The 12,629-nt window shown below is 45.9% G+C and carries 10 protein-coding genes; 4 read left to right on the top strand and 6 right to left on the bottom strand.

Annotated features, from left to right (window positions below; translation table 11 throughout):
* Positions 1–2: 2 nt before the first annotated feature.
* Positions 3–1,115: a cytochrome P450 gene (locus KN811_RS12985; protein ID WP_187963572.1), complete on the bottom strand. Its 1,113-nt coding sequence runs from the start codon at positions 1,113–1,115 to the stop codon at positions 3–5.
* Between the two features lie 117 nt (positions 1,116–1,232).
* Between KN811_RS12985 and KN811_RS12980 the strand changes: the two genes are divergently transcribed.
* Positions 1,233–1,919, top strand: coding sequence for an ArsR/SmtB family transcription factor (locus KN811_RS12980; protein WP_187963571.1), 687 nt, complete (start codon positions 1,233–1,235; stop codon positions 1,917–1,919).
* A gap of 18 nt (positions 1,920–1,937) precedes the next feature.
* On the opposite strand, the gene KN811_RS12975 is transcribed toward KN811_RS12980, so the two are convergent.
* Positions 1,938–4,166, bottom strand: coding sequence for a patatin-like phospholipase family protein (locus KN811_RS12975; protein WP_187963570.1), 2,229 nt, complete (start codon positions 4,164–4,166; stop codon positions 1,938–1,940).
* 155 nt (positions 4,167–4,321) lie between these two features.
* On the bottom strand, positions 4,322–6,109 hold the full coding sequence (gene uvrC / locus KN811_RS12970) for an excinuclease ABC subunit UvrC (protein ID WP_187963569.1): 1,788 nt from the start codon (positions 6,107–6,109) through the stop codon (positions 4,322–4,324).
* Positions 6,110–6,323: 214 nt separating this feature from the next.
* On the opposite strand from uvrC, the gene KN811_RS12965 reads away from it, so the two are divergent.
* The 3 genes from KN811_RS12965 (at position 6,324) to KN811_RS12955 (ending at position 7,846) form a co-directional block, all read left to right on the top strand.
* Positions 6,324–6,557 (top strand): hypothetical protein, encoded by a 234-nt coding sequence (locus KN811_RS12965; protein WP_187963568.1) that lies wholly within the window; start codon positions 6,324–6,326, stop codon positions 6,555–6,557.
* A 347-nt stretch (positions 6,558–6,904) separates the two neighbouring features.
* Entirely contained in the window at positions 6,905–7,099 is a 195-nt protein-coding gene (locus tag KN811_RS12960; RefSeq protein WP_187963567.1) for a hypothetical protein, read from the top strand.
* A 180-nt stretch (positions 7,100–7,279) separates the two neighbouring features.
* Positions 7,280–7,846, top strand: a complete 567-nt coding sequence (locus KN811_RS12955; RefSeq protein ID WP_187963566.1) for a 5-formyltetrahydrofolate cyclo-ligase — start codon at positions 7,280–7,282, stop codon at positions 7,844–7,846.
* Here the strand turns inward: KN811_RS12955 and KN811_RS12950 are convergent.
* The 3 genes from KN811_RS12950 to ileS form a co-directional block, all read right to left on the bottom strand.
* Entirely contained in the window at positions 7,831–8,472 is a 642-nt protein-coding gene (locus tag KN811_RS12950) for a lipoprotein signal peptidase (RefSeq protein WP_187963565.1), read from the bottom strand. The genes KN811_RS12955 and KN811_RS12950 overlap by 16 nt on opposite strands.
* Before the next feature lie 164 nt (positions 8,473–8,636).
* Entirely contained in the window at positions 8,637–9,023 is a 387-nt protein-coding gene (locus KN811_RS12945) for a TraR/DksA family transcriptional regulator (RefSeq protein WP_187963564.1), read from the bottom strand.
* 4 nt (positions 9,024–9,027) lie between these two features.
* Entirely contained in the window at positions 9,028–12,426 is a 3,399-nt protein-coding gene (gene ileS / locus KN811_RS12940) for an isoleucine--tRNA ligase (RefSeq protein ID WP_187963563.1), read from the bottom strand.
* Positions 12,427–12,629: the final 203 nt, after the last annotated feature.

Raw genomic sequence — 12,629 nt, 5'->3', positions numbered from 1 at the left:
GATTATTCAGATAATTTCAGGATGATATTTTCGGGTATCTTCGCATTGGTCATAGAAGCATAGGTTATCCTTTGCTTCAACAATTTTATATTCTTATATCTCGAGGCTATATATTCCAGGGTATCTTTAGCAAGGTTTATGGAGAAGTGATCCGCAGGACAACGATGCATCCCGGAGCTGAAAGACAGGTATTCCCCGTTATTTTCCCGGTTGATATCGAATGTATCCGCACGGTCAAAAACCGAAGCATCCCTGTTGGCCGAGGCCAGGACCAGCAAAAGTTCTTCTCCCTTTTTCAAACAACGTCCTCCCCGCTCCACATCTTCCGTTAGTATTCTGCGGGTATTGTGAAAAACCGGGTCGAACCGCAACGTTTCTATCACCAGTTTCCGGAAATAGTCGCCTTGTTTTTCCTGTATAGCATTCTTTCTGTACAGGTACTGCAACAGCGAATTGCCCAAAAGCCCCCGCATAGCATCGTAACTCTGGATACACAGGCCAATAAGGTTGGAAACATGGGCTTCCCCGAAAAACATAGCGGGAAAAACACGCCGAAAATGAGCTTTTACCAATGGGTATACTTTTTCGGAAAAAGCATTGAGCCGCTTAACCTCTTCTTGCCCCTGAGGGTTGCCCATATACATCTTAATAAGGGGTATGTGCAACAGGATAAAGGCAATATCATCTTCCCGGAACAGCAGGCTTTTTAACAACACGGTTACCGGCAGGACTTTAGCAACCGTCTCCGTCCAATCAAGCCTTTTTATTCCGGCTTCCTTTAGCAATTCGTCCAGGATCCCGGATACTTTTACCGGTTGCATCATTCTTACAAGCTGCATGGCAGATTCTTTTAACTCCCTTTGTTCCGGCGGGTTGCTCCTGCGGACCAGGTTTTCCCTAATGATCCGGGTGTATTTATTTAGCGGGACTTCCGGTTCTGCATGCGTTCCCGGTATCTCAGCCAGTTCGTTCTTCAGGAAAAATTCACAATCCCGGTAACCGTATACAGCCCATATGTTGTTTTCCGTATCGCGGTATATGGGGCATTCTTCCCGCATCGCGGCATATACCCGGAAAGGATCGGTTATTTCCGAGGGCGAAAAAACAGTGTTCATATTTTTCTTAGCTTTGAGATGATTACCGTGCAAGATTAACCCTTTATAATATATAATAGTTCATCCTGGAATGAAATATAAAATATACTACTGCCATAGCTTTGCATAAAAAAGAACATGACCTTCGAAAATCGTTATAAAAAAATAGCTGCCTTGCTGGGAGAGCCTGTCCGCGCCATGATGCTCTGGCACCTGCTGGATGGAAGGGCCTATACCGCAGGCGAACTGGCCATTTGTGCCGATACCACACCGCAATCGGCAAGCAATCACCTTCAGAAACTCTTGTCTGCCGAACTCCTGGTCGTGGAAAAGCAGGGAAGGCATCGTTATTATCGCCTCGCTTCGCCCGAAGTGGCCTACGTAGTGGAATCCATTGCCAACCTCATCCCTCCGGAAGAGAAAAAAAGCCGGAAAGAGCAGCTTCCGGTTACCGGACATAAATATGCCAGGACCTGTTATGACCACCTGGCGGGAAAAGCGGGGGTACTGCTAACGGAGGCCCTGGTAAAAAAAGAAATACTGATCCCTGAAAATGAGGTTTTTGCCGTTTCTGAAGTGGGGAAACAATGGTTTTCCGGGCTGGATATCGATGTAGAAGTACTTCGCAGAAAAAAACGATCGTTTGCAAGGCCCTGCCTGGACTGGAGCGAAAGAAAACACCATCTTGCCGGGGCCCTTGGCGCTGCCCTTCTCGATAGTATGGCGGCACGGCAATGGCTGAGAAAAAAACAAGGGTCGAGGGAAGTCATTATCACTTCCGAAGGACAATCGAAATTATACGGGCTGTTAAATATCAACCTCTGACATTCCGAATGTTTCGGGCTAAAACCAGAAACCGAGGTTAAAGAACCAAAGGCCTTTTCCCCTTTCGGGCGACCAGGAATACTTCAGCTCAATAGGGCCGATAAAGGTCTCCAGCCCGTAGCCCACGGCATAGCCCGTATAGGTTGGCGCCGTAACCCACTCGCCGTCTTTGAAAATACCATTCCCGGCATTGGCCACATTGGCCGTGAAATTCAGGTGGTTCTTCCGCATAAACTCATAATCTACCGTGGCGGTGGCCTTTACATAACTGTCCCCCCCGAAACTGACAAAATCATATCCGAGAAAGGGCGTAAAATTATTGATCAGGTCATTGCCATACCCTCCCAGCAAAAAGCCCAGGGTCTCCACATCACTGTTTCCCATTTTAAATCCTCCTTCTGTCGTAAGATTAAAAGCAACCTTTCTGAACAGGGGGGCCGCAAAACCCATTTTTGCCTTGGCGATGGAGAATTCACTGAAATTATTGTTATAATCGGAAGAAGCATAATAGAAGTGAAAATCCCCGTCGAAATAAAGCCCTTTACGGGGGAAATAACGGTTATCGTAAGTATCCAGCTTCATAAAACCGTATGCACTGTAAAAATCACTGTTTTCAAATACGGCCCTTCTGTTGTCGCCCTGGGATATGGTCTCGGATTCTATCTTCAGGCGTTTGTGTTCCAGTCCTGCACCAACGGAAAACTCTTCTTTAAACACGGTTTGCAGATAGGCCTGGTTGGTCAGGTCAGACACTTTGGCCCCTATGGAATTAAGGCCGTCCACCGGTGGCTGCCCTGTTTCTTCCAGAAATCCCACATCGACATCCGTGGTAAACCTGTTGTATGAGGACCGCAGACCAAAACTCCAGTAAAATCCTTTGTCCAGGAAATAATCCAGGTTATACCTCAGATTATCTCCCAGTATAAGGTCGAGGGACAATACATCATCGTCGAACAGGAACTGTTTTTTGGTAATATTTATCAGTGCGGCACTTTTGTACAGGGCATCATAATGCAACCCGAAGCGGAGCAGCATGGTCCTTTTGTTCTCCTGGAGTTTCATAAACATATCATTCCCTTCACCTTCTTTGTTCTCCACAAACCTGTACCTGATGCTTTCAAAGTTGTTTGTAGCCGATAAATTGGCCATCCCCTGGTCCAGTTTTGTAAAGGACACCTTTCCCGATGTAGTAAATCGCAGTTTTCCCTTGATATAGGCCCTGGAATATTTGTCATTCCCTTCCAGGGTAAGCCCGCGGATATCCACACTATCCTGTGGGGGAATGTGTACAGGAGGCGGTGCAGCGCTCTGTCGGGAAGCAAGTTCCCTGAGTTCTTCCACATGCTTCTTCGCGGCTTTTTCCCCATTGGTAATGATCTGTGTTCCTTTATCAAAGGACACCACCGAAAAATCCTTGATATCGGGTTTTATATAAATATCCGTCTGTCTGGATTTTTTCTTCATGTCATTCACCGTACGATAGTTACTGATCTGCAACAGAATATCGGCAGCAGAATTTAATTCATCCCTGTCGGCCAGGGCATCCTGTACATCAACACCCACCACTACCTGTGCCCCGAGAGCCTTGAGTTCATCGATGGGATAATTGTTCACCACCCCTCCGTCTATAAGCACCTCGCCCCCTATCTCAACCGGGTTGAACAAGGACGGAAATGAACCGCTGGCCAGAATGGCTTCGGGCAGATATCCCTTATCTAGCATGACCGGTTCTCCGGTTTCTACATTAGTAGCAATACAAAAAAACGGGGTGGGCAATTGGTTAAAATCATTTACATCATTAACATGATACAACAATTTTACCAGCAGGTTATAGATATTCTGCCCTTTTGACAAGGCCCGCGGAAAGGATATCTTAAACCTGTCAAACGGCAGTGTAAGTGCATAACGTTCGGAATTTTTCTTTTCGTAAAAGGTCCGGGCGGACCGAGGAACATTGTCCTGGATGAGTTCGCTAAAGTCCACTACGCGAAAAATGGAATCGAGCTGGTTTGCCGTATATCCCGAGGCATACAGCGCCCCGATGATCGCTCCCATACTGGTTCCCCCTACATAATCTATACGCACTCCGGCTTCCTCGATAACCTTAAGCGCCCCGATATGGGCCAGGCCTTTGGCACCGCCACCGCTTAATACCAGTCCAACCTTAACGTCTTCCGGACTGTTTTCCTGTGCATTTCCCCATATGGCAGTCATACACAGCAGGAAGAGGAGTACATGCTTTTTCATTTTTATAAATTTTTAAACCTAAACCTTTTTTTCGGTAATCAGTATTCGGTGATCGGTATTCAACACCGATTACTGTTTACCGGTCACCGAATACCGATCACCACCTTCCTCATTCACTTTATAATATACGCAAAAAACCCAGTCACTGACATTCATCAGTGAAAATAATCATAAACTTTCCTGGCCTTTGCATCTCCTATTACTTTCGATATATCTTCCAGGCCGGCTTCCCGGATACGTTTTACCGAACGGAATTCCTTTAAGAGCTCTTCTGCCGTCTTTTGTCCTACACCTTCGATATTGGTGAGCTCGCTGTCTATGGCAGCATTACTACGCTTGTTCCTGTGAAAAGTGATCCCGAAACGGTGGGCTTCGTTCCTCAAATGCTGAATGATCTTCAGCGTCTCGGATTTCTTGTCCAGGTATAGCGGAACAGAATCCCCGGGATAGTATATTTCTTCGAGGCGCTTGGCAATACCAACGATGGCGATCTTTCCCCTCAAACCCAATACGTCCAGGCTTTTTAGTGCCGAGGACAACTGCCCTTTCCCTCCATCTATAACGATAAGTTGCGGCAGGGATTGCCCTTCTTCCACAAGTCTCTTATATCTCCGGAACACCACTTCTTCCATCGACGCAAAATCATCCGGACCTTCGACAGTTTTTATATTGAAATGACGATAATCTTTTTTACTGGGCTTTCCGTCCTTAAAAACCACACAGGCTGCAACGGGATTGGTGCCTTGTATGTTGGAGTTGTCAAAACACTCAATATGGCGGGGTTCTTCTTTGAGCCTCAGGTCTTGTTTCATTTGTGTCATGATCCGCTTTACATGCCTGTCCGGATCGGTGATCTTCACCTGCTTAAAGCGCTCCTGGCGATAGAATCTGGCATTTCGTTCAGACAATTCCACCAATCGCCGTTTATCGCCCAGTTTGGGTATCGTAACCTTAACATCTCCCGAAACTTCCACGGGAAACGGAACATAGATCTCCCGGGATTGCGAATGAAAACGCTGGCGGAGTTCTGTAATGGCCAGCTCCAGCAGTTCTTCGTCGGTTTCCTGTAATTTCTTTTTCATTTCTATCGTATGGGCACGGATGATGGAGCCATATGATAACTGTAAAAAATTGACATAGCCGTAAGCCTCGTCAGAAACCACAGAAAAAACATCCACATTACTGATCTTCGGGTTTACTATGGTAGATTTAGCCTGATAGTTTTCCAGCACTTCGATCTTTTCCTTGATTTTCTGGGCCTCTTCGAACTTCATTTCATCGGCATACACCTTCATCTGGGCCTTAAAGTGTTGGAGGGAGTCTTTAAAATTCCCTTTAATGATCTCCCGTATAGCCCTGACCTGGGCTTCATATTCTCCTATCGGTTGCAAGCCTTCGCAGGGTCCCTTACAGTTCCCCAGGTGATACTCCAGGCACACTTTGTATTTCCCTGCATTTATCTTCTCAGCGGAAAGGTCGTAATTACATGTCCGGAGGGGATAAAGCCCTTTGATAAGCTCGAGCAGGGTGCGAATGGTCTTCATGCTTGTATACGGGCCAAAGTATTCCGAACCGTCTTTGATCACCCTTCGCGTAGAAAAGATCCGGGGAAAGCGCTCGTTCTTTATACAGATCCACGGGTAGGACTTGTCGTCTTTGAGCAACACATTATACCGGGGTTGATATTTCTTGATCAGATTGTTTTCCAGCAGCAGTGCATCCGTCTCCGTTGGCACCACAATGTGCTTTATATCAACGATTTTTTTAACCAGCACGCGTGTTTTCCCGTACTCGTGATGCTTGTGAAAATAAGAAGAGACTCTTTTTTTCAGGTTTTTTGCCTTACCTACATACAATATTTTACCTTCTTTGTCGTAAAACTGATAGACACCGGGGCTATCGGGCAGGGTTTGAAGTAGTATTTCCACAGAAGTAGTGCTCATGTAGCGAAATTACTAATTTTTCCCTCGACTTTAGTTTATCCTGAGTGCAGTTGAAGGGCTCGGGAACCGAAGAGTGATTAAACTTTAAAGTTGAATATAGATGCTTTTGCCCCGGTTCCCGAGCGAAGCCGAGGGAGTATGGCACGGTTTTTACTGTATCTTATGCAGTTAGACTGTATTTGAAAACTAAGGATGAATGTATTAACTTTGAATTATGGAAATAAATATTCAAAATGCCAAGATCGAATTAATTCAATGGTTGACAACATTGGAAGATCGTTCTTTGATCCAAAAGATTATGGATTTGCGGAACAGGGAGCCCAACGATTGGTGGGATGAAGTTTCGGATGCAGAGAAAAAATCAATTGAATCGGGAATTGCCGATGCTGATAAAGGAAATCTAAAACCACAGGCTGAGGCAAAAAAGATCTATGGGAAGTGGTTATAGGATTCTATGGACAGACCATGCCTTAGACGAGTTATCGGCCACTTATGAATATTTAGAAAAAAACTTTACCGAAAAAGAACTACGGCTGTTATCCACTGAAATTGAACGCACCCTAAACTTAATAGCCAATAATCCAAAGTTATTCTCTCTCTCCAAACAAGCAAGGATAAGAAAAGTTGTAGTCAAAAAATTCAACACTCTTTATTATCGTGAAAATTAAAGTGGAGTTGAAATTTTGTCTTTTTTCTCAAACCGACAAGACCCCAAAAAACTAAAAATATAAAAAACATCGATAAAACAGCTTGAGAGCGATTTTACTGAGACTATACACATTTAAAAATTTGATTATGAGAAATTTAAAGTTTATTTTCGTTATGTTCCTGATGGCTGCCTTTGTTACATCGTGCGGTGTGGTGCACAGGGGACACAGGGTACATACCAATGGCAAAGGAGAGATCCCTCCGGGGCAGATGAAAAAGATAACCGGTGAAAAAAGTGCCAAACATCACGCTCCGGGACAACGAAAAAAACGCGGATATTAACAAACTTCCTGAGCTTTATCCTTCGTCTTTTTCGTACTGACAAAGACAAAGGTTAAAAGATTGACAGGAGATTGAAATATTTAAAATCAATCTTTTTCAATCTTACAGGTCGGCCGAAACGGGTATCACTACCCCTTTCGGCCAGGCCTTTTTTTTGTAGAATAACCTCATTACCAGACCATGGACAAAAAGGAACTCCGAAAAAAATACAAAGCCCTTCGAAATGAGCTATCGCAGGAAGATATAGAAGAAAAAAGCCTTGCCATAGCCAACAAGGCGCTCACCCTGCCTGTCTGGAACGGGCAATATTATCACCTTTTCCTGTCCATTGCAGAGCAGAGAGAAATCGACACTACTTTTCTATTGAGCATTCTCCAGGGGAAAGACAAAGAGGTAGTACTGTCTAAAAGTAATTTTAAAGACGGTTCCCTCGCCCACTATCTCCTTACCGACAATACGGTGATCCGGAAAAATATCTACAACATTCCCGAACCCGTCGGCGGACTGGAAGTTCCCGAGGAGAAAATCGATGTTGTTTTTGTCCCTCTCCTGGCTTTTGACCGGCAGGGTAACCGCGTGGGCTACGGCAAGGGTTTTTACGATCGTTTTCTGGCACTATGCCGAAAAGATGTGATAAAGATAGGCTTATCCTTCTTTGAAGCCGAAGAACATATAGAAAGGCTGCTGGAAAGCGATATAAAACTGGATTATTGCATTACCCCGGCTGAGGTCTATTCTTTCTCCTGAGTCTCTTTCTCCTGCTTGGGGAATGCTTTTTTGTGAAACAGCAACAGGATAGCCACCCCGATGCTTATGGCCGAGTCTGCCAGGTTAAACACAGGCTCGAAGAAACGAAAACTCCTGCCGCCCAGTCCCGGTACCCATTCGGGCCAGGTAGTGTCTATAAGTGGAAAATACAGCATGTCTACCACTTTACCGTGAAAAAGGCTTCCGTAGGCCTCTTCCGGGAACATCATGGCTACCTGGTTATAGCTGTCGGTAAAGATAAGCCCGTAAAAAACGGAATCCACGATATTCCCGAATGCACCGGCAAAGATAAGGGCAATAGATACAATAAGCACGCGGGGACTGTTCTTCTTCACCGCATCATAGAGCCAGTACCCGATACCGCAAATGGCAAAAAGCCGGAAGATCGTCAGGGTTATCTTCCCTGTCTCATCGGAAATAAAAGGAATAATATCGCTCAGCTTGGTGCCCCAGGCCGCCCCTTCATTCTCAATGAACAATATTTTAAACCAGTTAAACACAGTCACCGACTCGCCCAGGACAAAATGGGTCTTTATATAAATTTTGCTTATCTGGTCTATCAGGACTACCAGGAAGATGATTAATGATGCTTTTTTTAAAGACATGATCCTTTTTACGAATATATCCGCACACAGCGGATTTTAATAGTCAAAGAAAAACCCGCCGGGCATACGGAAATACCGGCAGGTCTCTGTATTTTATCTTGCCATACAGTGCCCCGGAAAAGGTCCGGGCTCAAGTACATATTCCGCATCAGCCGAATGATATATCAGCTTTTTTGCATGTTCTTGGCTTCAATGCTCAGGGTGGCATGGGGAACGAGTTTTAACCGCTCCTTACTGATGAGCTTACCGGTAACCCGGCAAACACCATAGGTTTTGTTTTCTATGCGTACCAGGGCATTTTTCAGGTCCCTGATAAACTTTTCCTGCCTGATGGCGAGCTGCGTATTAGCCTCTTTGCTCATGGTCTCGGAACCTTCTTCAAAGGCCTTGAATGTCGGCGAGGTATCGTCCGTACCATTATTGCCGTCATTCATATACGCACTTTTTATCAGGTCGAGGTCTTTTTGTGCTTTATCTATCTTTGCTTCGATAAGCACCCTGAACTCTTCGAGTTCTTTATCGGAATATCTTACTTTTACATCTGTATTCATAGCATTAATGTTTTTGAATAAACAATTTGGTATTCACATCATCAAAAGCAACTTCCGTACCGTTTTCCACGTGTTCTTCAAAATCGAGCTTTGCCGTGAGGGTTTCTGTCTTGATGTAATCCAGGTTACTCGTTACAGCTTGTTCTACAAAACCGTCCTTCTGAAGTTTCACATCTATCTTGTCTGTTACATCAAAACCGGAGTCCTTTCGAAGGTTCTGGATCCTGTTCACCAGCTCTCTTGCCACACCTTCCCTTCGGAGGTCTTCGGTAATGGTAACATCCAGGGCTACGGTCAATCCTTCCGAAACAGCTACCAACCATCCTTCAATGTCTTGTGAAGAGATCTCCACTTCGTCGCTAACTAAAGTAATGTTTTTTCCGTTAATTTCCACTTCAATAGCGCCATTTTGCTCTATTTTTTTGATATCCTCCTGTGTAAAATCATTTATCTTACTGGAAACCAACCTCATATCCTTACCAAAACGGGGCCCTAATTTCTTGAAATTCGGCTTTATCTGCTTCACCAGCACTCCGGAGGCATCATCCAGGAGTTCCACTTCCTTCACGTTCACTTCCGACTTGATAAGGCCGGCCACAGCCTCTATTTCTTCTTTGGCCTGGTCGTCCAGCACCGGAATCATTATCTTTTGCAATGGCTGGCGCACCCGTATTCCTTCTTTTTTCCGCAGTGACAACACCAGGGAAGATATGGTCTGTGCATTTTCCATCTTGTGTTCCAGCATCTTATCCACATAGTTCCCGTCATACACCGGGAAATCTGCCAGGTGTACGCTCTCTGCATCGCTTTTGCCGGTTACCGCGGTCAGGTCCCTGTATAGCCTGTCCATATAGAAAGGCGCTATGGGCGCCCCGAGACAGGAAACGACTTCCAGGCAAGTGTATAACGTCTGATACGCGGAAATCTTGTCCTTGCCGTAATCTCCTTTCCAGAAACGCCTTCTGCTCAGGCGTACGAACCAGTTGCTCAGGTATTCCTGTACAAAGTTGGAAATAGCCCTGGCAGCCCTGGTTGGCTCGTAATCGGCATAAAAATTATCCACCTTGCGGATCAGGGTATGCAGTTCCGAAAGGATCCAACGGTCTATTTCCGGCCGTTCTTCCAGTGGTATATCGGCCTCGGCATAGGTAAAATTATCGATATTGGCATAGAGGCTAAAAAACGAATAGGTATTGTAGAGCGTACCGAAAAACTTACGGCGCACCTCAGCTATGCCTTCTATATCGAATTTCAGGTTGTCCCACGGGTTGGCATTGCTGATCATATACCACCGGGTGGCATCAGGCCCGTATTCCTTCAGCGTGGTGAACGGGTCTACCGCGTTCCCCAGTCGTTTGGACATCTTCTGGCCGTTCTTGTCCAGTACCAGTCCGTTAGACACGACGTTCTTATAGGCCACGGAATCGAAAACCGTAGTTCCGATAGCGTGCAGGGTATAGAACCACCCCCTGGTCTGGTCTACTCCTTCTGCGATATAGTCTGCGGGGAAGGCTTCTCCCCCGTCTATTTTTTCTTTGTTCTCAAACGGGTAGTGCCATTGGGCGTACGGCATGGAACCACTGTCGAACCAAACGTCTATGAGATCGGCCTCGCGCTTCATGGGCTTACCTGAAGGTGATACGAGGACAATACCATCTACCACATTCTTATGCAGGTCGATCTTATCGTAATTTTCCTCGCTCATATCGTCAACCACAAAATCGGCAAAGATATCTTTCTCCATCACCCCGGTGGCTACGGCCTTTGCCATTTCAATTTTCAACTCTTCGACAGAACCGATGATGATCTCTTCTTTGCCATCTTCGGTACGCCATATGGGCAGGGGTATTCCCCAGAAACGGGAACGCGACAGGTTCCAGTCGTTGGCGTTCTGCAGCCAGTTGCCGAAACGCCCTTCGCCAGTGGCTTTCGGTTTCCAGTTAATGGTGGTGTTCAGGTCGAACATCCTTTCCTTTACTTCGGTGATCTTTATGAACCACGAATCGAGCGGGTAGTACAATACGGGCTTATCTGTCCTCCAACAGTGCGGATAACTGTGCACGTATTTTTCTACCTTAAAAGCCTTGTTCTCTTCCTTCAGCTTTATAGCGATCTCTACATCTACCGATTTTTCCGGGGCTTCGCCGTCGTCATAGTATTCGTTCTTTACATATTTACCGCCTATTTCGGACAATTCTTTGCGAAAACGTCCCTGCAGGTCCACGAGGGGCACGGGATTGTTGTTTTCGTCCAGTATCAGCATAGGTGGTACTTCCGGGGTAGCTTCTTTGGCCACCCTGGCATCGTCCGCACCAAAGGTAGGGGCGGTGTGTACTATTCCCGTACCGTCTTCGGTAGTCACAAAATCTCCTGAGATCACCCTGAAGGCGTTTTCGGGATGTTGATACGGAAGCGCATAGGGCAACAGCTGTTCGTACACTATGCCTACCAGGTCTGTTCCCCTGCATTCTGTCAGCACCTGGTAAGGTATTTTTTTCTTGTCGGGTGTGTACTGTTCAAAATCCTCTTCTCCTTCCGCCTGATAATACTTGCCGGCAAAGAGATTGCCCACCAGGTTTTTGGCCAGCATCACATGGATGGGCTCAAAGGTATATTGATTGAATGTCTTTACCAGTACATATTCGATCTTCGGGCCTACGGTCAGGGCGGTGTTGGACGGTAATGTCCACGGTGTGGTGGTCCAGGCCAGCAGGTGAATATCTCCATGTCCGCGAAGCATTTCCGGAAGGGTTTCCGTTTTAGCCCTGAACTGGGCGATAATCGTCGTATCCGTAACGTCACGGTAGCACCCCGGCTGGTTGAGCTCGTGCGAACTCAAGCCTGTCCCGGCCTTGGGAGAATAGGGTTGTATAGTATAACCTTTGTATATCAGCCCCTTGTTGTATATTTGTTTTAGCAACCACCATACACTTTCCATATATTTGGACTTATAGGTGATGTAGGGGTTATCCATATCTACCCAATAGCCCATTTTACGGGTAAGGTCGTTCCAGATGTCGGTATAGCGCATAACGGCTTCTTTACAGGCGCGGTTGTACTCTTCTACCGATATTTTCTTTCCGATGTCTTCTTTGGTGATACCGAGTTCTTTCTCTACACCGAGTTCTACGGGGAGCCCATGGGTGTCCCATCCGGCCTTACGTTTCACCTGGTATCCTTTCTGCGTTTTATACCGGCAAAAAATATCCTTAATGGCACGGGCCATCACGTGGTGTATTCCCGGCAATCCGTTCGCAGAGGGCGGGCCTTCGTAGAACACGTAAGGTTCACGGCCTTCGCGCGTGGATACACTTTTTTCGAATATGGTATTCTCTTCCCAATAGTTGAGGGTTTCTTCCGCCACTTTGGGCAGCTCAAGTCCTTTATACTCGGTAAATTTCATGTGTATATTCTCCTTATGCTTTTAAGACTGCGAAATTAATCATTTTCAATGAATTGTAAAGGGGGAAAGAACGGAAAAGATGTTAAGAGCGCAACAGGAAAAACCGTATACAACATCCGGCCGGAATTACAACTGATATTTTATGCTGATCCGGGGGATTATTTTGAGTTACCTCCTTCAAATCCTCTGTTTTCAAGGAGTCA

This window comes from Sinomicrobium weinanense (genome assembly GCF_018863395.1).
Lineage (GTDB): Bacteria > Bacteroidota > Bacteroidia > Flavobacteriales > Flavobacteriaceae > Sinomicrobium > Sinomicrobium weinanense.
The sequence above is the reverse complement of the archived record's forward strand: the minus strand, read 5'-3'. Positions and strand labels throughout refer to the sequence as shown.